The organism is Pseudomonas shirazensis, from assembly GCF_014268785.2.
GTDB lineage: Bacteria > Pseudomonadota > Gammaproteobacteria > Pseudomonadales > Pseudomonadaceae > Aquipseudomonas > Aquipseudomonas shirazensis.
The window spans coordinates 924,814-945,629 of the sequence record NZ_JABWRD020000001.1 but is presented as its reverse complement, the minus strand read 5'-3'; the positions used below and the strand labels follow the sequence as shown (position 1 = coordinate 945,629).

The window sequence follows — 20,816 nt, the reverse complement described above, 5'->3', positions numbered from 1 at the left end:
GTTTTGAAGCAGCAGGAAGCCCCATGCGTCGCCATTTCACCGTTCTACTGCCAACCCTCGGCCTGTGCAGCCTGGCCCATGCCGAGCCTGCGACCACCTTCAACCTGCTCGAGCCGGTGGTGGTCACAGGCACCTATGCACCCAACCAGAGCTTCGACCTGCCCTACTCCATCGACACCGTGGAACGCGCGCAGATCGCTGATGGCCAGTTGGGGGTCAACTTGTCCGAGGCGCTCAATCGCGTGCCCGGGCTGGTGGTGCAGAACCGTCAGAACTACGCCCAGGACCTGCAGATATCTTCTCGCGGGTATGGCGCTCGGTCGGCATTTGGCATTCGCGGGATCAAGCTGCTCAGCGATGGAATCCCGGCAAGTACGCCCGACGGCCAGGGCCAGGCAGCCTCGCTCAACCTCGATGTGGCCGAGCGCATCGAAGTGCTGCGCGGCCCTGCGTCGGCGATTTACGGCAGCAATGCCGGCGGGGTGATCCAGATGTTCTCCCGCGATGGTGCTGGGGCGCCCAAGGTCGGCGTCGACACCACCTTTGGCAGCGATGGCTTCAACAAGAACCATGTCTACGGTGAGGGCGGCAACGACTACGCCGGGTTTGTCCTCGATGCTTCCCGGCTGGACACCGACGGCTACCGCGACCACAGTGCGGCGCGGCGCGACCAGACCTTTGCCAAGGTGCATGTACGCCCTGATGAAGACAGCCGCCTGGCACTGATCTTCAGCACTTTGGAGCAGAACGGCACCCAGGACCCGTTGGGACAGACCTGGCAAGGTTACAAGGATGATCCCCGCTCAGTGAGCAGCCGCGCCGAAGAATACAACACGCGCAAAAGCATCCATCACCAGCAAGTTGGGATGAATTACGAGCGTTACTTCGGTGACGCGACGTTGCAGTTCAATCTGTATGCGGGCAAGCGTAGTGTGATTCAGTATCTGTCCATCCCCCAAGGCACAGCGCCCAACAACCGTGGCGGTGGCGTGGTCGATTTCGACCGGGAGTTCCACGGTGGCACCTTGCGCTGGATTCAACCGATCGAAGTCGCCTACGGTGCCCTGACTCTCACTGCCGGCGCTGACTACGACCGCAGCACGGACGACCGCCGCGGTTTCCAGAACTTCAGCGGCGACACCCTGGGCGTCAAAGGTGAACTGCGTCGCGACGAGAAGGACACCGCCACCAGCCTCGACCCTTATCTACAAGCCCACTGGGAACTCGACCGCTGGACCGTGGATGCTGGCGTGCGCCGCAGCAGCATGGAAATGGAGGTCAACGACAAGTATCTGGCCAATGGCGACTCCAGTGGCTCGAAGAAGTATCAGCGCACCACGCCGACTCTGTCGGTAATGTATGCCTTCACGCCTGAATTGCACGGCTATGTCAGCGCAGGCAAGGCGTTCGAGACCCCTACCCAAGCCGAAATGGCCTACGCACCGGGGGCTGCGGAAGGTTTCAACTTCGGCCTCAAGCCCGCGACCAGCACGCAGTACGAGATCGGCCTTAAAGCCCGCCCGGACGAGCGCACCCGGATCAACCTGGCGCTGTTCGAGATTCAGACCGAAGACGAAGTAGTGGTATTTGCTTCAAGCAACGGTCGCACCAGTTACCAAAACGCCGGTCAGACACTGCGACGCGGCCTGGAGCTTGGTGTACAACGGGAGCTGAGCGAACAATGGCAGGCCAACATCGCCTACACGCTGCTTGATGCAACCTATGACGAATCCGTCAGCCAAGGCAGCAGCACCATCGAGAAAGGCAACAATTTGCCTGGCGTACCGCGCAGCAGTCTATATACCGAGCTCGTATGGAAACCGCATCCAGGGATCAGCATGGGCCTTGAGGGCCAATATCGCAGCAAAGTCTACGTTGAGGACAGCAATCAACAGACTGCTGCGCCGGCCTATACCGTATTCAACTGGCGCACGCGCTTCGAGCAGAACCTTGGCCCATGGACCTTCCATCAACTGCTGCGGTTGGACAACCTGACCGATCGCCAATACGTCGGTTCGGTGATTGTCGGCGATGGCAACCAGCGCTACTACGAAGCAGCCCCCGGCCGCTCCTGGTACGCCGGCGCCGGCATGAAATACCAGTTCTGACCGCTGCCCCGACTGCAGCAGCCTCGATCCAGGCCGCTGCAGCCGGAGTCAGCCTCAACCAAGCACTCGATCAATCGTCAACGGGAACTCACGCATCCGCTTGCCGGTTGCGTGATACACCGCATTGGCCACCGCCGCTGGCACTCCGACGATGCCGATCTCGCCCACGCCCTTGGAGCCGAGCGCGTTGACGATCTCGTCCGGTTCATCTACGAACAGCACATCGATGTCAGCGAAATCCGCCTGTACCGGAATGTGGTACTCAGCCAGGTTGTGGTTCATGTAGCGGCCCAGCTCATGGTCGATCAAGGTCTCTTCATGCAGCGCCATGCTGACGCCCCAGACCACCCCACCGAGAATCTGGCTGCGGGCCATCTTCGGATTGATCACCCGCCCCGCTGCAATCGCGCTGACCACCCGCCCAAGACGCACCGTACCGAGCTCTTCATCGACCCGCACCTCAACGAATACCGCTGAGTGCGTTGCCGTTGCATAGCCGTCACGGCGGGCATCGGGCTCGCACACCACCTTCGCCTCCAGACCACTGCGCGGCAGTATCTCGCCCAGCGGATAACGGCGGCGACCAGCGTGCAGCTCACCCTCACTGATAACCATGTCCTCAGCCGGATGACCGGCCAGCTCCGGGTAGCAGCTGCGCGCCGCCATCAGCAGTTTGCCACGCAGCACTTCACAGGCCTGGCGCACTGCTGAACCGACCGATGACACCGTAAACGAGCCGCCCTGCAATGGCGCGGTCGGCAGCGCCGAATCGCCCAGCAGGAAGGTCACCTCGCCCGGCGCCATGCCCATCGCGTCAGCCGCGATCTGGGTCATGACGGTATAGGTACCGGTGCCGATATCGGTGGTCGCGCTGCTCACCACCAACTGGCCGTGGGCATCGAGGCGCGCACGGGCGCTGGCTTTCATCTGCATCGCTTCCCAGACCCCGCCGGCCATGCCCCAGCCGATTAACTCATGGCCTTCGCGCATGCTGCGTGGCTGCGGATTGCGCGCGGCCCAGCCAAAGCGTTCGGCACCTTGGCTGTAGCAGTCCAGCAGGGCTTTGCTGGAATACGGTTTACCCTCGTTGCCGTTGCTCTCGGCAAAGTTGTGCCGGCGCAGCTCGACCGGGTCCATGCCCAGCTCCACTGCCAGCTCGTCCATCGCGCACTCCAGGCCGATCAAGCCCAGCGCCGCACCGGGGGCACGCATGTCCAGCGGCGTGTAGACATCCAGCGGCACCAGGCGGTAGTCCAGGGCCACGTTGTCACACTGGTAGAGCATGCCGCTCCATTCGACCACGTGCTCGGTGAAGTCTTCGAAACGCGAGGTCTGGCCGGTAGCCGCATGATGGATCGCCTGCAGCTTGCCCTGCGCGTCAGCGGCCAGGCGCAACTGCTGCACAGTGCGTGGGCGGTAGCCGAAGGTGAACATTTGCTGGCGCGTCAGGGTGACGCGCACTGAGCGCTGCAGTTGCAGCGCCGCCATCACTGCCAGTGGCAACTGATACTGCGGGCGCAAACCAGAGCCGAAGGCGCCGCCGACATAGGCCGCGAATACTCGCAGTTTCTCCTTGGGCAAGCCGAACACGCTGTGCAGGTAATCACGGCAATTTTGCGTACCTTGGGTCTTGTCGTGGACTTCCAGATTGCCGCCTGGGTGGTAGATGACCGTGGACGCGTGCGGCTCCATCGGGTTGTGATGCTCGATAGGGGTGCTGTATGTGGCATCGACCCGGATCTTGGCAGCGTCATAGGCTTGCTGGAAGTCGCCGCGGGGTTTGGGTAGCTCAGCCGGCGCGGGATGGGCCTGCCCGGCAAGCAGATCGGTCTGATGGGCGTCGGTTTCGTATTCGATGCGCACCAGCGTGCCGGCATGCCGGGCCAGTTCGAGGTTGTCGGCGACGACCAGTGCCAGCGGCTGACCGCTGTAGAGCACACGGTCGTTGTATAGCGGGCGAAACGGCGAGCCATCGGCCGAATCAGCGTCTTCGTACTGCTCATCTTCGCCCGCCAGCTTTGGCCGGTTCTGATGGTGCAGCACCGCCACCACGCCTGGCAGGCGCAATGCTGCCTCGCAGTCGATATGGCGCACGCGGCCGCGAGCGATGGTGCTCGAGACCACGCTGCCATGGAGCAAATCAGTGGTGGGGTATTCGGCCGCGTAACGGGCCTGACCGGTGACCTTGGCCGGGCCGTCGACGCGGTCCATGGGCTGGCCGCTAACGGGTTTCAAGGTATTCATCAGGCAACTCCTGTTGCGGCAGCTTCAGTGAAGGCGCGGACGATGGCCGCGTGGGCCAGCTTGATCTTGAAGGCGTTGTGCGCCAGTGGCTTGGCATCAGCCAAGAGCATGTCTGCCGCTGCGGCAAAGCTTTCGCTGCTGGCAGCACGGCCCTGCAGCATTTGCTCGACTGCGGGGTTGCGCCAAGGTTTGTGCGCAACCCCGCCGAGTGCCAACCGCGCGCTGACGATGTTGTCGCCGTCCAGTTCCAGCGCGGCGGCAACCGAGATCAGCGCAAACGCATAGGACTCCCGATCGCGGACCTTGAGGTAGTGGCTGTGCTGGCTGAACTGCGGCGCCGGCAGCTCGATGGCGGTAATCAACTCATCGTATGCCAGCTGGTTGTCGCGCTGCGGGCTGTCACCCGGCAGGCGATGGAAGTCGGCAAAGTCGATCTGGCGTACGCCAGCCTTGCCCTGCACATGTACCCGCGCCTCCAGCGCTGCCAGCGCCACACACATGTCCGAGGGGTGCACCGCAACGCAGCTGCCACTGGCGCCGAGAATCGCATGGATGCGGTTGAGGCCATCACGGGCTGGGCAGCCCGAGCCAGGTTCGCGCTTGTTGCACGGCGTGCTGGCGTCATAGAAGTAGTAGCAACGGGTGCGCTGCAGCAGGTTGCCACCAGTGCTGGCCATGTTGCGCAGCTGCGGCGATGCACCGGCCAGGATCGCCTGGCTGAGCAGCGGATAGCTCTGTTCGACGAGGGGATGCCAGGCCAGGTCGGCGTTGCTTACCAGCGCACCGATCAGCAGCCCGCCCGCCTCGGTTTGGCTGACCTGGTCCAGCGGCAGGCCGGTGATGTCGATCAGGTGTTCGGGCTGGTCGAGGTTTTCTTTCATCAGGTCGAGCAGGTTGGTGCCGCCAGCGATAAACCGCGCCTGTGGGCCGGTCAGGGCCAAAGCAGCGTCGATGCTGGTGGGCTTGCTGTACTGGAACGGAGTCATGGCCGCGGCCCTCCATGAATCAACGGCAAGGTCGCTTCCACGGCATCGAGAATATTGCTGTAGGCACCGCAGCGGCACAGGTTGCCACTCATGGCTTCCTTGATATCGTCACGGCTGCGCACGCGGCCTTCGTTGGCCATGCCCAGCGCCGAGCAGATCTGCCCGGGGGTGCAGTAGCCGCACTGGAAGGCATCATGCTCGATGAAGGCTTGTTGCAGCGGGTGCAGGCTGTCGCCGTCTGCGACCCCTTCGATGGTGGTCAGTTGGTCGCCATCGCACATGATCGCCAGGGTCAGGCAGGCGTTGACCCGGCGGCCATTGCGCAGCACCGTGCAGGCGCCGCACTGGCCGTGGTCGCAGCCTTTCTTAGTGCCGGTCAGGTCGAGCTGCTCGCGCAGCAGGTCAAGCAGGGTGGTCCAGGGCTGCACCTGCAGCTGCCGGGGCGTTCCGTTCAAGGTCAGGCTGATGGCCTGGCCGCTAGGGTCGGTCGGGGTGTCGCTCATGGTCGGGGCCTCATCACGGTCGGTCGGGCTATGTTTTCAGGTACGACCGGGTGGCAAGCGCAGGCGTTCAAGCTAATTGACCAGTACCGGCTCACCATCGGGCAGTGCGCAGGTGCCGCGTGAGCGTTTCACCGTTACAATGCCCGCCTAAACCGTGACAGCCCGAAAAAATAAAGCCATGTCCTTGCCCAAGAATCACCTGGAACTGCTCAGCCCTGCCCGCGACGTGGCGATTGCCCGCGAAGCCATCCTGCACGGCGCTGACGCCATCTATATCGGCGGCCCGAGCTTCGGCGCGCGGCACAACGCCTGCAACGAAGTCAGCGAGATCGCCGAACTGGTGGAGTTCGCCCGGCGCTACCATGCGCGGGTGTTCACCACCATCAACACCATCCTCCATGACAACGAGCTGGAGCCAGCGCGCAAGCTGATCCATCAGCTGTACGATGCCGGCGTTGATGCGTTGATCGTGCAGGACCTTGGGGTGATGGAGCTGGACATCCCGCCGATCGAGCTGCACGCCAGCACCCAGACCGACATCCGCACCCTGGCTCGGGCGCGTTTCCTTGATCAGGCCGGTTTCTCCCAGCTGGTGCTGGCGCGGGAACTCAACCTGCAAGAGATCCGCGCGATTGCCAGCGAAACCGATGCGGCCATCGAATTCTTCATCCATGGCGCGCTGTGCGTGGCGTTCTCCGGCCAGTGCAACATCTCCCAGGCGCAGACCGGGCGCAGTGCCAACCGTGGCGACTGCTCGCAGGCCTGCCGCCTGCCGTACACGCTCAAGGATGATCAGGGCCGAGTAGTAGCGTTCGAGAAGCACCTGCTGTCGATGAAAGACAACAACCAGACCGCCAACCTCAGCGATCTGGTCGATGCCGGCGTGCGCTCGTTCAAGATCGAGGGCCGCTACAAGGACATGGGCTATGTGAAGAACATCACTGCCCATTACCGCAAAGAGCTCGATGCGATTCTGGAGAACCGCCCCGAGCTGGCGCGAGCTTCCAGTGGCCGCACCGAACACTTCTTCATGCCCGACCCGGACAAGACCTTCCACCGCGGCAGCACCGACTACTTCGTCAGCGACCGCAAGATCGACATCGGCGCGTTCGACTCGCCCACCTTCACCGGCCTACCGGTAGGCGTGGTGGAAAAGGTCGGCAAGCGTGACATGCAGGTGGTCACCGAGGTGCCATTGAGCAACGGTGACGGCCTCAACGTGCTGGTCAAGCGCGAAGTAGTGGGGTTCCGCGCCAACATCGCCGAGCTCAAGGGCGAGTTCGAGGAAGACGGTGCACCGCGCTACCGTTACCGGGTCGAGCCCAACGAGATGCCGGATGGCATGTACCGGCTCAAGCCGAACCATCCACTGTCGCGCAACCTCGATCACAACTGGCAGCAGGCCTTGCAGCGCACCTCCGCTGAACGCCGGGTCGGTGTGGCCTGGCAGGCGCAACTGAGCGAACAGCGTCTGCAGCTGACCGCCACCAGTGAAGAAGGCATCAGCGTCAGCGTCGCCCTCGACGGCCCGTTTGGCCCGGCCAACAAGCCGCAACAGGCGCTCGATCAACTGCATGACCTGCTCGGCCAACTGGGCACCACCCAGTACCACGCCAGCGCTATCGAGCTGGATGCACCGCAGGCGTTCTTCATCCCCAACTCGCAGCTCAAGGCCCTGCGCCGTGAGGCCATCGAGGCGCTGACCGCAGCACGGATCGCTGCCCACCCACGCGGTGCACGCAAGGCCGAAAGCAACCCACCGCCGGTGTATCCGGAATCGCACCTGTCGTTCCTGGCCAACGTCTACAACGAGAAGGCACGGGCGTTTTATCACCGTCATGGTGTGCAGTTGATCGACGCCGCCTACGAGGCTCACGAAGAGCTGGGCGAAGTGCCGGTGATGATCACCAAGCACTGTTTGCGGTTCTCGTTCAACCTGTGCCCGAAACAGGCCAAAGGCGTGACCGGCGTACGCACCAAGGTCGCACCGATGCAGTTGATCCAGGGCGATGAAGTGCTGACCTTGAAGTTCGATTGCAAGCCGTGTGAGATGCATGTTGTCGGCAAGATGCGCTCGCACATCATCGACCTGCCTTCGCCAGGCAGTGGCGGCGTGCAGCAGGTGGTTGGGCATATCAGCCCGGAAGACCTGCTCAAGACGATCATCCGCGCTCCGCACTGATCGGCCTGCCGCAGCGCTTTGTCAGCGCTGCGGCTCGCTCGGCAATCACCCCAACGATTGCAGCCAAAACCTGGTACGTTAGTACGCAAAATATTTCTGTAAACGAGAATTGTTTCCAGATATGATCCCGCGCATCTTCCCCCTGCCAGGATCGTATCGTCCATGCGCCGTGCGTTCGTTTCCCTTTGTCTGCTCAATGTTATCTCCCCTGTGGCTTTGGCTGATGCCGAACCGGCCCAAACGGTCGAGCTGCAAGCCGTCAACATCGATGCCGCCAGCGAGCGCGAACGCGCCGATGGCCCTGTGATCGGCTACCGCGCCACCCGCTCGGCCAGCGCTACCCGCACCGATACCGCCCTGCATGAAACCCCGCAGTCAGTCAGCGTGGTACCCAAGGATGTGCTCGAAGACACTGGCGCAACCCGCCTGCAGGACGCGCTGGATTACGCCGGCGGCGTGGGCCGGGCCAACAACTTCGGCGGCCAGGGCCTGACCAACGTCACCGTGCGCGGCTTCACCACCGGTGAGTACTACCGCAACGGCTTCCCGATCAACCGCGGCTACCCCAACGCGCCGGACGCCAACACCGTCGAGCGCCTGGAAGTGCTGCGCGGGCCGGCCAGCAGCCTGTATGGCCGTGGCGATCCCGGCGGCACTTTCAACATCGTCAGCAAACAGCCGCTGCCTGAGTCCAAAGTGACCCTAGGCAGCCAGTTCGATGACCAGGGCATGCACCGTGCAACACTGGACGCCACTGGCCCGCTCAGCGAGGACGGCAGCCTGGCCTATCGCCTGAACGTATTGGGCGAAGGCGGCGAGAGCTTCCGCGATGACGTTGACAGCGAGCGCTACGACGTCGCCCCGGTACTCAGCTGGCAGGCCAACGACAGCACCAAGATCGTCTTCGAAGGCGATTTCATGCGCAACAACCACCCGCTCGACCGTGGTTTGACCCGCTATGACACCCAGCGCGGCAGCGCCTCGCGTGACACCAACGTCTGGGAAAAAGGCAGCGACAACCTGCTGCACAACGACAACAACATGGCCCAGCTGCGCTTTGAGCATCTGCTCAATGACAATTGGACCCTGGCTGGCGGTATGCAGTGGCTTGATGGGAGTTTGAAAGGGAATGCGGTTGAGGCCAATGGCCCGCCTGCCGATGGACGCACCCTGCAACGCAACTTCAACTACCGCAAGCTAGAGTGGACTGATCGTGACTACCAGCTCAATCTGACCGGCCACTTCGAAACCGCAGGCTTCGCTCACACCTTGCTGACAGGTGTTGAGTATGAGGACTATGACTACAAATCGATTATCGTTCGATCCTCTACAGTCCCAGGCACTTACCCTATTGATATCTACAACCCGGTGCTCGGCCAGCCTCGCCCTGCTCTGGTAGGTCCTACGACTCACGACAAAGAAAACCTGAAAACCTGGTCGGCCTTTGTCCAAGATCAAGTCGCTTTGACCGAGCGCTTCAAAATGCTGGCCGGCGTACGTCTGGAACGCTTCGAACACGAGTATGAAGATTACCTGAGCACTACCCGTGATTTCAGCAAGGCAGAAAACGCTGTCACCCCACGCCTGGGTGCGATCTACGACCTGACCGATACCGTCGCGGTTTACGCAAACACTGCGCGCTCGTTCAAGCCCAATAGCGGAGCAAGCCTCCAAGGGGGCGGTTTCGATCCAGAAAAAGGCAAATCCTACGAGTTAGGCGTTAAGTGGGAGGCACTGGATCGCCAACTGAGCGTTGACGCAGCGATCTATCACATCGTCAAAGAAAACGTGCTCACCAATGATCCCTCGAACGCCGATTTCAAAGTCGCCGCCGGTGAAGTCCGCAGCCGTGGCCTGGATATCAACGTGGCCGGCAACCTGACGCCTGAATGGCGGGTAATCGGTGGCTACGCGTATGTGGATGCTGAAGTCACCAAGGACACGACCCTGCCTACCGGCACCCGTCTGGCCAACATCCCACGCAATAGCTTCAGCCTGCTCAACACCTACGAATTCCAGGACGGCCTGGCCAAAGGTTTCGGCATGGGCATGGGCGTCAAATACGTGGATGACCGCCAGGGTCAGACGGCCGCCAGCACTTACACCATGGAGCAATACACCGTGGTCGACCTGCTGAGCTTCTATCAGTTGAACGAGCATGTGCGGCTGAATCTGGATGTGCGCAACGTATTCAACAAAGGCTATGACGAAAGCGCGTTCAACCGCTACGCCTACCCAGGTGAGCCACGCACTGTGCAGGCCGGGGTTGCCTATACCTTCTGACGTTGATCAACCGCGCCCTTGCAGGCGCGGTGCCAAGCGTCCCAGCCTGCTGGCAATCAGCAGGCTGGCCTTCAAGCAATTACAAACCCTTCTCCCGCGCCTCACGAAGGCGCCGCTCGATCTCTGCGGTCTGCTCTTCCAGCTCCTTGATCGAGGTGGGCGTAATCACCTTGTCGACCGTTTCGGTGTCCGGGTCCGGCCGCTCCAGCGGTTTGCCCTCTACGCGCTGGCCTTGCTGGGTCTGCTCGGAGGACAGTGGACGTGGCACCTTGTCGCCGGTGTGTTGCGGGTCGTGGTCGGTCATGGCGTGCTCCTTGAGATATCTACCTGTACTTCTGCAGATCGCACGCTGGCGCAAAAGTTTGATTGGGCCAAGGGTGAACGTACATTGGCGAACACTGCACGCAGCAGGCTACCAATCGGTTGCTCGGCAAGAAATACCTGCTCCAGGCACTGCTCGGCAGCCTCAAGGTGACTGTGCAGGCGATGGCGCGCCTGGGTTTCGCCGCACAAGGCAAACAGTGTCGACTTGCCGGCGTCCTTGCCCAGGTCCTTGCCGGTGTCCGGGTCACAATCGCGCAGATCATCCTGCAGCTGGAACGCCTGGCCCAGCTCGCTGGCAAAGCGCTGCAAAGGCTGCCGCACGCCTTCATGGGCGTGGCCGAGCAGGCAGGCCATGTCCATGATCGCGGCAAACAGCACGCCGGTCTTGAGCTGATTGGTCTCGGCGATCTGCTCGGCACTGCGCACTGTTGCACCGTCACGCAGGTCTTGCAGTTGGCCTTTGACCAGGCCGTGGGCACCGATGGTTTGCGACATGATCGCGATCAGGCGATTGCGCTGCTCCGGCTCGACCGTGTGTAGCGCCGCCACCACGCCAAAGGCGCGCGACAGCAAGGCAATGGCGGCAAGGATGGCAACGTCCTCGCCAAACGCCAGGTGCAGCGTGGGCCGGCCACGACGCAGCGCGGCGTTGTCCATGCAGGGCAAGTCATCGAGCACCAGCGAGGCGGCGTGCACCATCTCGATCGCACAGCCCAGATCCAGCGCTGCCGCTTTACAACCACCTAAGCTCTCGGCAGTCAGCAGCAACAGCAACGGACGCAGGCGTTTGCCCGGCGCCAGGGCGCTGTCGCGCATGGCGGCGGCGAGCAGATCGCGTTCGTGACTGACCTCTGGCAGCAGCGCGCTGAGGCGGCTGTCCAGCTCTGCCCGCATGCGAGCAAGGTAAACAGCGAAGTCGGCGTCAGTGGCCGAGGTTGTGCGGGCGATAGTGGTCATCCTGGCCTCTTCGGTGGTGCGGTCTTGGCCGCGAGTTGACGGAACGACTATCAGGGGCCGTTGCCAGAACTGTACTGTTTCCCAGCATAGCTGTACAAAGCTACTAGCGTTGTACAAGGTAAGGCCATGATTTTCACCCAATGATTCATTGCCAGCGGAGCCGGAATGAAAAAAAGCGTGTTGAGCCAGCGCAAGGACGATCATCTTGACATCGTATTGGGCGCAGATAAAACCACCGCGCATGCCGATGCAGGCTGGGCCGCGGTCCGTTTCGAGCACTGCGCCCTGCCTGAACTGTGCCTTGACAGCATCGACCTGAGCAGCTCCTTGCTGGGTATGCCATTGCGCGCGCCGCTGCTGATCAGCTCGATGACCGGTGGCGCCGAGCGCGCCACACGCATCAACCGCCATCTGGCCGAGGCTGCGCAGGCGCTGGGGATTGCCATGGGTGTCGGCTCGCAGCGAGTCAGCCTGCGCAGCGCCGACGACCAGGGCCTGACCCGCGAGCTACGCCGGCTGGCCCCGGATATCCCGCTGCTGGCCAACCTTGGCGCGGCGCAACTGCGCGAAGCCGACGGCCTGGATCTGGCCCGACGCGCCGTCGATATGCTCGAAGCCAGCGCCTTGATCATCCACCTCAACCCGCTGCAGGAAGCAGTGCAGCCCGAAGGTGACCGCGACTGGCGTGGCGTGCTCGCGCAGATCTCGGCGCTGACTGCAGCGCTGCCGGTGCCAGTGATCATCAAAGAAGTCGGCGCCGGGATCTCGCCGAGCGTGGCCCGCGACCTGCTCGCGGCCGGCGTGCAGGTGATCGACGTGGCCGGCACCGGCGGCACCAGCTGGGCAGCGGTTGAAGCCGAGCGTGCCAGCACCCACGCCGATCGCGCTGTGGCCATGGCTTTCGCGGACTGGGGCATTCCGACGCCGCTGTGTCTGCAGACATTGCGCCGGGCCTTGCCCAATAGCGTTCTGATCGCCTCCGGCGGTATTCGTGACGGCATCGATGCGGCAAAGGCGATCCGCCTCGGCGCTGATCTGGTCGGTCAGGCAGCCGGCGTGTTGCAGGCCGCCACCGAGTCGACCGAGGCGGTGGTCGAGCACTTCGAGATCATCATTCGCCAGCTGCGCGTCGCGTGCTTCTGCACCGGCTCGCGTGACCTGGCAGCGCTGCGTCGGGCGCGCTTGCTGGCGGCCGGGCTGGACCTGTCATGAGTCACTTTGCGGTGGTCGCCCCGCCCTACCCCAGCCATTTCCAGGCCTTGCAGGCGCTGGCCGGGGAGCTGGTCGAGCGCGGCCACCGCGTGAGTTTTTTTCACCAACCTGCCGCGCAGCGCTGGCTCAGCGACCCACGCATCGGCTTTGTCGCGGTTGGCCACGGGCGGCTGGCCGACGACCATCTTGAACAGACCTTGCGCCTGGCCGCCATCCCCAGTGGGCCGATGCATCTGCGCCGTTTGATCGACCAGTTGGCGAGCACCGGCGCGATGCTCTGCGCCTGCCTGCCCGAGGCGCTCGCTGCGCAGCAGGTGGATGCCATGCTCTGTGACCAGATGGAGCCGGCCGGGGCGCTGGCGGCGGAAGTGGCGGGTATTCCCTGGATATCCATCGCCTGCGCGCTGCCGATCAACCGCGAACCCGGCATACCCTTGCCGGTGATGCCATTCGACTACGGCCAAAGCCGCTTCAAGCGGCGCCTGTACCGCGGCAGCACCGAGGTCTTCGACTGGTTGATGCAGCCACTGGGGCGCGTGCTGCGCCAAGCCTGCCGCGAACATGGCCTGGTCGAACGTGAGGGTTTGCATGACTGGCTGTCGCCGCTGGCGCAAATCAGCCAGACCGTGCCCAGCTTTGATTTCCCGCGCCAGGCGTTGCCGGCGCACTTTCATGCCGTCGGGCCGCTGCGGGTGGCGGCGCAGCAGGACGCCGCCGACTGGCCCCTGGATCCGGCGCGGCCACTGGTGTTTGCCAGCCTGGGCACCCTGCAGGGCCATCGCTTCGAGTTGTTCAGCAAGATCAGCCAGGCCTGTCAGACGCTGGATGTGCAGCTGCTGATCGCCCACTGCGGCGGCCTCGATCACGCTCAGCAAGCGCAGTTGCGGCAACAGGGCGCTACTTTCGTGACCGACTTCGCACCCCAGCAATGGGCGGTGCGCCGCGCCGACGTGGTCATCAGCCATGGCGGCCTGAACACCGTGCTGGATGCCATCGCCGCGGCCACGCCGCTGTTGGTCATGCCGATTGCATTCGATCAGCCGGGCGTGGCGGCGCGGGTTGCCTATCATCGTCTGGGCGTGGCGCTGTCGCGACGGGCCAGTGTCAGCGCCATCCGCAGCGCCCTCGCCCACCTGCTGCGCGAACCGCTGCCCAGGCTGACTGCGCTGCAGCGCGAACTGGCCACAGCCGGTGGCGTGGCCAAGGCGGCGGACATCGTCGAGGCTGCACTGCGCAGTCAACAACCGATACTGGCAGAGAACTCACCATGCATTACGACCTGATCCTTGCCGGTGGCGGCCTGGCCAATGGCCTGATCGCCTGGCGCCTGAGCCAACTGCGGCCTGAGCTGAAACTGCTGTGCCTTGAGCGTGACGCCAGCCTGGGTGGCAACCATACCTGGTCGTTCCATGATGCCGACCTTACGCCCGCCCAGCAGCGTTGGCTGGAGCCGTTGGTGGTCAAGCGCTGGCCGGCCTACCACGTGCACTTCCCGCACTTGTCGCGGCGCCTGGCCAGTGGCTATGCGAGCATCACCAGCGAGCGCTTTGCCGAGGTCATCACCCAGGCCTTGGGGCCGGCACTGCGTACCGGCTGCGAGATCACCTCGCTTGCGCCGGAGCAGGTCACCCTGGCCAGCGGCGAGGTGCTGCAGGCGCGGGTCACCATCGATGGCCGTGGCGCCGAGGCCAGCCCGCACCGGGTGCTTGGCCGCCAGGCGTTTCTAGGCCAGGTGCTGCGGCTTGAGCAGCCCCACGGCTTGCAAGCACCGATCCTGATGGATGCCCGAGTCGCCCAGGGCAACGGTTACCGCTTTGTCTACGTGTTGCCGTTCAGCGCCGATACCCTGCTGATCGAGGACACCCACTACGTCGACCACAGCCCGCCAGTTGCAGCGCTGTTGCGCAGCAATATCGATGACTATCTGCGTCAGCACGGTTGGCGGGTCGCCGAGTGCCTGCGCGAAGAACAAGGCGACTTGCCGATCACCCTGGCAGAAGACTTTCCGGCCTGGTGGGCGCAGCAGCACGGCCAGGTCTCATCCGGGCTACGCGCCGGGCTGTGCCACTGTACGACCGGTTATTCACTGCCGGAGGCGGTGCGCCTGGCCGACTGGCTGGCAACGCAGCCGTTTGACAGCAGTGCGCAACTGCACCGGGCGATAGGCACGTATCTAGCACAGCGCTGGCGCGGCCAGGGCTTTTATCGGCTGCTCAATCGCATGCTGTTCCTGGCTGGCAGCGCGCAGCAGCGCTGGCAGGTCATGCAGCGCTTCTATCGCCTGCCGGAAGGCTTGATCGCACGTTTTTATGCAGGCCAAAGCTCTGCGGCTGATCGCCTGCGCATTCTTTCGGGCAAACCGCCAGTCCCCGTCGGCCAAGCGCTACGGGCGGCGTTGCGCCATTCTCCACAGCATTTCAAGGAGCAGTCATGACCCAAGGCAAAACCGCGCTGGTGATTGGTGCAGGCCTCGGCGGCCTGGCATTGGCCATTCGCCTGCAAGCGGCCGGGATTCACACCACGTTGCTGGAGCGTCGCGACTTGCCGGGCGGGCGTGCCTACGTCTACCACGACCAGGGCTATACCTTTGACGCCGGCCCGACGGTGATCACCGACCCGACCGCGATCGAAGCGCTGTTCGAGCTGGCCGGCAAGCCGATGGCCGATTACGTCGAGCTGCTGCCGGTCGCGCCGTTCTACCGGCTGTGCTGGGAAGACGGCACGCAGTTCGACTACAGCAACGATCAAGCCGAGCTCGAGCAGCAGATCCACGCCATGGAGCCGGCCGATGTCGCCGGCTATCAGAGCTTTTTGAAGTACTCCCGAGCAGTCCTCGAAGAGGGCTATATCAAGCTTGGTGCGGTGCCGTTCCTGACCTTCCGCGACATGCTCCATGCCGCCCCGCAACTGGCCCGTTTGCAGGCCTGGCGCAGTGTCTACAGCATGGTCGGACAGTACATCCGCAACCCGCAGTTGCGCCAGGTGTTCTCCTTCCATGCCCTGCTGGTGGGCGGCAATCCATTCGCCACTTCAGCCATCTACACCTTGATCCACGCCTTGGAGCGTGAGTGGGGCGTGTGGTTTGCCAAAGGCGGCACCGGCGCGCTGGTCGAGGGCATGGCGCGGCTGTTCACCGACCTCGGTGGCACCCTCGAACTGAACGCCGACGTGGTCAGCTTCGATACCCAGGGCGACCGCCTGATCGGTGCGCGCAGCCGCGACGGCCGCCACTGGACGGCCGATGCGATCGCCTCCAACGCCGACGTGGTGCATACCTACGCCGACCTGCTCGGCGCGCACCGGCGCGGTCAATCCGAAGCACGCCGGTTGAAAAGCAAGCGCTTCAGCAACTCGTTGTTCGTTGTGCATTTCGGCCTCAAGCGCCGGCAGCCGCAGCTGCGTCACCATACGGTTTGCTTCGGCCCGCGCTACCGTGAGCTGGTGCAGGAAATCTTCAACGGCCCCAACCTGCCGGAAGACTTCTCGCTGTATCTGCACTCGCCCTGCGCGACCGACCCGGACATGGCGCCGGACGGCTGCTCCAGCCATTACGTGCTCGCGCCAGTGCCGCACCTGGGCAACGCGCCAGTCGATTGGGCGGTCGAAGGCCCACGCTACCAGGAGAAAATCCTCGATTACCTCGAGCGCTATTACATCCCTGGGCTGCGCGAAGACCTGGTCACTTGCCGCAGCTTCACCCCGGTAGATTTTCGTGACGAGCTCAACGCCCACCTGGGCTCGGCGTTCTCGCTGGAGCCGGTGTTGACCCAGAGTGCATGGTTCCGCCCGCATAACCGTGATGCCCAGGTGAGCAACCTCTACCTGGTCGGCGCCGGCACCCACCCAGGCGCTGGCGTGCCAGGCGTGATCGGCTCGGCCAAGGCCACCGCAGGCTTGATGCTCGAGGATCTGCAGCGATGAGTGGCGATGAGCAACTGCTCGCCCACGCCGAACACAGCATCGCCGTCGGCTCGAAAAGCTTCGCTGCGGCCTCGCGCCTGTTCGACCCGGTCACCCGCCGCAGCGCAGTGCTGTTGTACGCCTGGTGCCGACACTGCGACGACGTGATCGACGGCCAGCAAGCCGGCCATCAGGCTAGCGTGCTGGAGACTGAGGAAGCCCGCCAGCGTTTGGCCGGCCTGTATCAGCAAACCGCAGCTGCCTGCGCCGATCAGCCGGTCACCGACCCCGCCTTTGCTGCACTGCGCGAAGTTGCCCGGCGCCATGGTGTACCGCAGGCAGAAGCGTTCGACCTGCTGGCGGGGTTTGAGCAGGACGTTGCCGGCCAGCGCTACCAGACGCTAGAGCAAACACTGGGTTATTGCTACCACGTGGCCGGCGTGGTCGGCCTGATGATGGCGCGGGTCATGGGCGTACGCGATGACGCCGTGCTTGATCGCGCCTGCGACCTTGGCCTGGCCATGCAACTGACCAATATTGCCCGGGATATCGTCGATGATGCCAAGGTTGGCCGCTGCTATCTGCCGCAAGTCTGGCTGGACGAGTTTGCGATCACTGCCGAACAGCTTGCCGAACCACGCCACCGTACTGCCGTGGCGCGCATGGGCACACGTCTGGTGGAGCAGGCAGAGCCCTACTATGCCAGCGCCCAGGCTGGTTTGAGCGCCCTGCCCTGGCGTTCAGCATGGGCTGTGGCAACAGCGGGTTCGGTGTATCGGCGCATCGGCCTGAAGATTCTGGCGGCGGGTGATGCCGCCTGGGACGGGCGCCTTTCGACCAGCAAGGGGGAGAAACTCGCCGCCGTTGCCAGTGGCCTGTGGCAGGCTCTCAGCCGCGGCTGGCGTCGCTATCCGCCACGGGCGCTGCAGCTTTGGCAGCGTCCACTCGCTGCTCGCGCAACGGTCCACCATGACGCGCACGCAGCTGCGCCTTCAACTGCTCAATCGTAGGCGAGTAGAGAAAACCAAACGACACGCAGCCGTCCTTGCCCTGCACCGCATGGTGCATCAGGTGGGCCTGGTACAGGCGCTTGAGGTAGCCATGGCGCGGCACGATCCGCAGCGGCCAGCGCCGGTGCACCAGGCCGTCATGAGCGATGAAGTAGAGCAGGCCATAGCCGGTCATGCCGGCACCGATCCACTGCAGTGGATACCAGCCGGCAGTGCCCAACGCAATCAGGGTGATGGCCAGCCCGGCAAACACTACGGCGTACAGGTCGTTCTTTTCGAACACACCGTGGCGTGGCTCGTGATGCGAGCGGTGCCAGCCCCAGCCAAAGCCATGCATGATGTACTTGTGGGCCAGATAGGCAACGCCTTCCATGGCGGCAAGGGTGATCAGAAACGTCAGCAGACTGGTGAACATGGCGCGGCATCTCCTGGCAATGCCTGTGAGCATACAACAAATGCCCCAGCGTATTGCAGCGGCATGCCGCCGCGCCAGCCGCCCGCTTACCAGGTCAGTACAGCCCCCAGGGCCAAGGTATCGGTGTCCTCGTTTTGCGCATCGCCCTCGTGGCCATCGATCTCGAACTGGTTGTATTCGGCGACCAGTTTCAAGTTGGCATTGATTTCGCGAAACAGGGCAATGCCGCGGGTCTCATAGTCGGCGCCAGTGTTCACTGCACCGTTGCCGTCATCCTTGGTCTTGCCATACGACAGCGCCAGGCGGTTTTTGCCAAAGGTGTACGAGCCCTGCACCAGATAACCCTGGCTGTCGACCTCACGCAGGGTCGCCTCGCCAGCATTGTTGGTGAAGAACGGGTTGATGCCCTTGGCGCTGAAGCCCGAGCCTGTCAGCGAGAACGCACCCATCTTGGCTTGTACGCCGTAGCCAAGACCTTTGGAAGTCACCGAGTCGACGTTGCTGTCGGTGTTGTCGGAGGTCTGGTAACTGCCGTTGAGCCAGCTGTAGATCTTCGCGCCGCCCAGATCGAACTGGTAGGTGATCTCGCTCTCGGTGCGCGGATTCTCCTGATAGGCCTTGCCGACCGCGCTGTCGTCGTTGGTGTCGACCGGGTCCATGATCCCCACGGCCACGCGCAGGCCTTCCATTACCGGTGTGCGGTAGGTGATCTGCGAGGTCGGGAAAGGATAGGGATAGCCGCTGCCGATGTTGCCGAACGAGACCCCGCCGCCGTCAACCAGGCCAAGAGTGTCGCTGACCTGGCCGTAGCCAGTGAGCAGTTCATCGAGGAGGATGTTGGAGCGGGCAAACAAACCGAAGTCTTTGCCGATCAACACCTCGCCCCACTCCGGGTTGGCCACCGTGCCGTAGAACTGGCGGACATCGATGGCGGTGTCGGTGCCGTTGGTTTCACTGTCGTTGATGCTGACCCAGAACGAGGCACGTCCACCCAGCTTGAGATCGTCGATCTGGCGCGTCATGTTGAAACCAAGGGTATTGGGCAGAAAGCCCATTTTCACCCGTGACTGGCGCCGATCATATTGCTCGCCGGCGCGATCGATATCGCTGTTGACGTAGAAGGCGTTGATGTAGCCGTCGGTGGAAAAGGTGGTCTGGTCCTTGTCGTAGAGCATGATCTCGGCCCCCGCCAACGGGGCCAAGGCCAGGCTGGCAAGGCCGCCAAGTAGCGGCATGATACGACGGTGGGAGTTGTTATTGTTGTTGTGCATGACGCGCTCCGCAATCGGTTGGACAGGTGTCCAGGCGATTATCGAAAGCCCACGCACGCGGCCCTACGCTGCCTTGGCGGCGATTGGCCAGTTCCTTGGCCGGTGCCGAGCGGCTTGCACCTACAAGCACTACGACCCGCTCCTTGGGGCGCACTCGGCTAAAGTGGCAGTAACTCACTCGCAAGGCGGGGTGCACAAAGCGGGTACATGGCACATTCATGCAGTCAGCTGCTGCAGATATGTCGATTGTGCAGGACATATTTGCATGGCAGGATCCTTTGATCCTCCAGTGCACTCCAGACTTCACTTGGAAAATCAATAACAAAGCAGGGAGATCGCGATGACCGCGCACGCTCGAATTTCATCCACCGATCATGTGCTGGCTGAAGTCCGCAATCAGATTGGCTACCTCACCTTGAATCGCCCGGCCGGGCTCAACGCGCTGACCCTGGACATGGTGCGCAGCCTGCAGCAGGCGTTCGACGCCTGGGCGGCCGACCCGCAGGTGCAGGCTGTGGTCCTGCGCGGTGAAGGGCCAAAAGGCTTCTGCGCCGGCGGTGATATCCGCTCGCTGTACGACAGCTTCAAAGCCGGCAGCAGCCTGCATGAAGAGTTCTTCGTCGAGGAATACGCCCTCGACCTGTGCATCCATCACTACCCCAAACCGACCCTGGTGTTGATGGACGGCTTCACGCTGGGCGGCGGCATGGGCCTGGCACAAGGCGCCGATCTGCGCGTGGTTACCGAGCGCAGCCGGCTGGGCATGCCGGAAACCGCCATCGGTTACTTCCCGGACGTCGGCGGCAGTTACTTCCTGTCGCGCGTGCCGGGCGAACTGGGCACCTACCTGGGCGTCAGCGGCTGCCAGATCCAGGCGGCCGATGCCTTGTATTGCGGCCTCGCCAACTGGTACCTGAGCAGCGACAGGCTCGCTCAGCTCGATCAGGCCCTGGACCAGCTCAGCTTCGGTCAGCATCCGCTCAAGGACCTGCAGGGCGCCCTGGCCCGCCTCGGCACCCAGGTACTGGCCGACGCGCCGCTGGCCAAGCTGCGCCCGGTGATCGACCACTACTTCGCCCAGGCTGACCTTGCCAGCATCATCGAACAACTGCGCACGGTGCGGATCGGCGACAGCCAGGCCTGGGCGCTGGCCACCGCCGACCTGCTGCAAAGCCGCTCGCCGCTGGCCATGGCCGTGACCCTGGAGATGCTCCGGCGCGGGCGCAAACTTGGCCTGGAGGCGTGCTTTGCCATGGAGCTGCACCTGGACCGGCAGTGGTTCGCCCATGGCGACATCATCGAGGGCGTGCGCGCGCTGATCATCGACAAGGACAAGCAGCCACGCTGGAACCCGCCGACCCTGGCAGAGCTAGCGCAGGCGCGGGTCGACCAATTCTTCGAAGGGCTGTGAGCCTGGGAGT

At 63.4% G+C, this 20,816-nt stretch carries 15 protein-coding genes and 1 pseudogene; 9 read left to right on the top strand and 7 right to left on the bottom strand.

The window, feature by feature from the left end:
* The first annotated feature begins 23 nt into the window (after positions 1-23).
* The gene (locus tag HU736_RS04035) at positions 24-2,108 is read left to right on the top strand and encodes a TonB-dependent receptor family protein (protein ID WP_186698239.1); all 2,085 of its coding nucleotides are present in this window, start codon (positions 24-26) and stop codon (positions 2,106-2,108) included.
* Positions 2,109-2,162: 54 nt separating this feature from the next.
* Here the strand turns inward: HU736_RS04035 and HU736_RS04030 are convergent, their stop codons facing one another.
* Genes HU736_RS04030 through HU736_RS04020 form a run of 3 tightly spaced genes read right to left on the bottom strand, consistent with a single transcriptional unit; the run spans position 2,163 to position 5,841 of the window.
* On the bottom strand, positions 2,163-4,352 hold the full coding sequence (locus HU736_RS04030) for a xanthine dehydrogenase family protein molybdopterin-binding subunit (protein WP_103437239.1): 2,190 nt from the start codon (positions 4,350-4,352) through the stop codon (positions 2,163-2,165).
* The gene (locus HU736_RS04025) at positions 4,352-5,338 is read right to left on the bottom strand and encodes an FAD binding domain-containing protein (RefSeq protein ID WP_186698241.1); all 987 of its coding nucleotides are present in this window, start codon (positions 5,336-5,338) and stop codon (positions 4,352-4,354) included. Before HU736_RS04025 ends, HU736_RS04030 begins: the two co-directional genes overlap by 1 nt.
* On the bottom strand, positions 5,335-5,841 hold the full coding sequence (locus HU736_RS04020; RefSeq protein ID WP_150569336.1) for a (2Fe-2S)-binding protein: 507 nt from the start codon (positions 5,839-5,841) through the stop codon (positions 5,335-5,337). The genes HU736_RS04025 and HU736_RS04020 overlap by 4 nt, the downstream gene beginning before the upstream one ends.
* Before the next feature lie 178 nt (positions 5,842-6,019).
* Between HU736_RS04020 and HU736_RS04015 the strand changes: the two genes are divergently transcribed.
* Positions 6,020-8,023: a peptidase U32 family protein gene (locus HU736_RS04015; RefSeq protein ID WP_150569337.1), complete on the top strand. Its 2,004-nt coding sequence runs from the start codon at positions 6,020-6,022 to the stop codon at positions 8,021-8,023.
* 162 nt (positions 8,024-8,185) lie between these two features.
* Positions 8,186-10,306 (top strand): TonB-dependent siderophore receptor, encoded by a 2,121-nt coding sequence (locus HU736_RS04010; protein WP_186698244.1) that lies wholly within the window; start codon positions 8,186-8,188, stop codon positions 10,304-10,306.
* A gap of 79 nt (positions 10,307-10,385) precedes the next feature.
* Here HU736_RS04010 and HU736_RS04005 read toward each other — a convergent pair whose 3' ends face one another.
* The gene (locus HU736_RS04005; protein WP_103437233.1) at positions 10,386-10,610 is read right to left on the bottom strand and encodes a hypothetical protein; all 225 of its coding nucleotides are present in this window, start codon (positions 10,608-10,610) and stop codon (positions 10,386-10,388) included.
* Positions 10,607-11,587, bottom strand: coding sequence for a polyprenyl synthetase family protein (locus tag HU736_RS04000; protein ID WP_186698246.1), 981 nt, complete (start codon positions 11,585-11,587; stop codon positions 10,607-10,609). The genes HU736_RS04005 and HU736_RS04000 overlap by 4 nt, the downstream gene beginning before the upstream one ends.
* Before the next feature lie 165 nt (positions 11,588-11,752).
* Between HU736_RS04000 and fni the strand changes: the two genes are divergently transcribed.
* The 5 genes and pseudogenes from fni to HU736_RS03975 all read left to right on the top strand — a co-directional run.
* Positions 11,753-12,799, top strand: a complete 1,047-nt coding sequence (fni, locus tag HU736_RS03995; RefSeq protein WP_186698248.1) for a type 2 isopentenyl-diphosphate Delta-isomerase — start codon at positions 11,753-11,755, stop codon at positions 12,797-12,799.
* Positions 12,796-14,082: a glycosyltransferase gene (locus HU736_RS03990; protein WP_186698250.1), complete on the top strand. Its 1,287-nt coding sequence runs from the start codon at positions 12,796-12,798 to the stop codon at positions 14,080-14,082. Before fni ends, HU736_RS03990 begins: the two co-directional genes overlap by 4 nt.
* Positions 14,067-15,233 (top strand): lycopene beta-cyclase CrtY, encoded by a 1,167-nt coding sequence (gene crtY, locus HU736_RS03985; RefSeq protein ID WP_186698252.1) that lies wholly within the window; start codon positions 14,067-14,069, stop codon positions 15,231-15,233. The genes HU736_RS03990 and crtY overlap by 16 nt, the downstream gene beginning before the upstream one ends.
* Complete coding sequence (locus HU736_RS03980; protein ID WP_103437228.1) at positions 15,230-16,720, top strand: phytoene desaturase; 1,491 nt, start codon at positions 15,230-15,232, stop codon at positions 16,718-16,720. Before crtY ends, HU736_RS03980 begins: the two co-directional genes overlap by 4 nt.
* Positions 16,717-17,643: pseudogene (locus HU736_RS03975) on the top strand (phytoene/squalene synthase family protein); the annotation flags it as partial. The gene HU736_RS03980 and the pseudogene HU736_RS03975, both read left to right, overlap by 4 nt.
* Here the strand turns inward: HU736_RS03975 and HU736_RS03970 are convergent.
* Together HU736_RS03970 and HU736_RS03965 are read right to left on the bottom strand one after the other, a co-directional pair.
* Positions 17,588-18,124 (bottom strand): sterol desaturase family protein, encoded by a 537-nt coding sequence (locus HU736_RS03970; RefSeq protein ID WP_186698254.1) that lies wholly within the window; start codon positions 18,122-18,124, stop codon positions 17,588-17,590. The pseudogene HU736_RS03975 and the gene HU736_RS03970 overlap by 56 nt on opposite strands.
* A gap of 86 nt (positions 18,125-18,210) precedes the next feature.
* Complete coding sequence (locus HU736_RS03965) at positions 18,211-19,395, bottom strand: porin (protein ID WP_186698256.1); 1,185 nt, start codon at positions 19,393-19,395, stop codon at positions 18,211-18,213.
* A 340-nt stretch (positions 19,396-19,735) separates the two neighbouring features.
* On the opposite strand from HU736_RS03965, the gene HU736_RS03960 reads away from it, so the two are divergent.
* Positions 19,736-20,806 (top strand): enoyl-CoA hydratase/isomerase family protein, encoded by a 1,071-nt coding sequence (locus tag HU736_RS03960; protein WP_186698258.1) that lies wholly within the window; start codon positions 19,736-19,738, stop codon positions 20,804-20,806.
* The last annotated feature ends 10 nt before the right edge of the window (positions 20,807-20,816 follow it).

What these genes read in the sequence shown, in the direction of transcription:
- HU736_RS04035 (WP_186698239.1), top strand. Translation starts at nt 24, where the DNA reads ATGCGTCGCCATTTCACCGTTCTACTGCCAACCCTCGGCCTGTGCAGC.
- HU736_RS04030 (WP_103437239.1), bottom strand. Translation starts at nt 4,352, where the DNA reads ATGAATACCTTGAAACCCGTTAGCGGCCAGCCCATGGACCGCGTCGAC.
- HU736_RS04025 (WP_186698241.1), bottom strand. Translation starts at nt 5,338, where the DNA reads ATGACTCCGTTCCAGTACAGCAAGCCCACCAGCATCGACGCTGCTTTG.
- HU736_RS04020 (WP_150569336.1), bottom strand. Translation starts at nt 5,841, where the DNA reads ATGAGCGACACCCCGACCGACCCTAGCGGCCAGGCCATCAGCCTGACC.
- HU736_RS04015 (WP_150569337.1), top strand. Translation starts at nt 6,020, where the DNA reads ATGTCCTTGCCCAAGAATCACCTGGAACTGCTCAGCCCTGCCCGCGAC.
- HU736_RS04010 (WP_186698244.1), top strand. Translation starts at nt 8,186, where the DNA reads ATGCGCCGTGCGTTCGTTTCCCTTTGTCTGCTCAATGTTATCTCCCCT.
- HU736_RS04005 (WP_103437233.1), bottom strand. Translation starts at nt 10,610, where the DNA reads ATGACCGACCACGACCCGCAACACACCGGCGACAAGGTGCCACGTCCA.
- HU736_RS04000 (WP_186698246.1), bottom strand. Translation starts at nt 11,587, where the DNA reads ATGACCACTATCGCCCGCACAACCTCGGCCACTGACGCCGACTTCGCT.
- fni (WP_186698248.1), top strand. Translation starts at nt 11,753, where the DNA reads ATGAAAAAAAGCGTGTTGAGCCAGCGCAAGGACGATCATCTTGACATC.
- HU736_RS03990 (WP_186698250.1), top strand. Translation starts at nt 12,796, where the DNA reads ATGAGTCACTTTGCGGTGGTCGCCCCGCCCTACCCCAGCCATTTCCAG.
- crtY (WP_186698252.1), top strand. Translation starts at nt 14,067, where the DNA reads ATGCATTACGACCTGATCCTTGCCGGTGGCGGCCTGGCCAATGGCCTG.
- HU736_RS03980 (WP_103437228.1), top strand. Translation starts at nt 15,230, where the DNA reads ATGACCCAAGGCAAAACCGCGCTGGTGATTGGTGCAGGCCTCGGCGGC.
- HU736_RS03970 (WP_186698254.1), bottom strand. Translation starts at nt 18,124, where the DNA reads ATGTTCACCAGTCTGCTGACGTTTCTGATCACCCTTGCCGCCATGGAA.
- HU736_RS03965 (WP_186698256.1), bottom strand. Translation starts at nt 19,395, where the DNA reads ATGCACAACAACAATAACAACTCCCACCGTCGTATCATGCCGCTACTT.
- HU736_RS03960 (WP_186698258.1), top strand. Translation starts at nt 19,736, where the DNA reads ATGACCGCGCACGCTCGAATTTCATCCACCGATCATGTGCTGGCTGAA.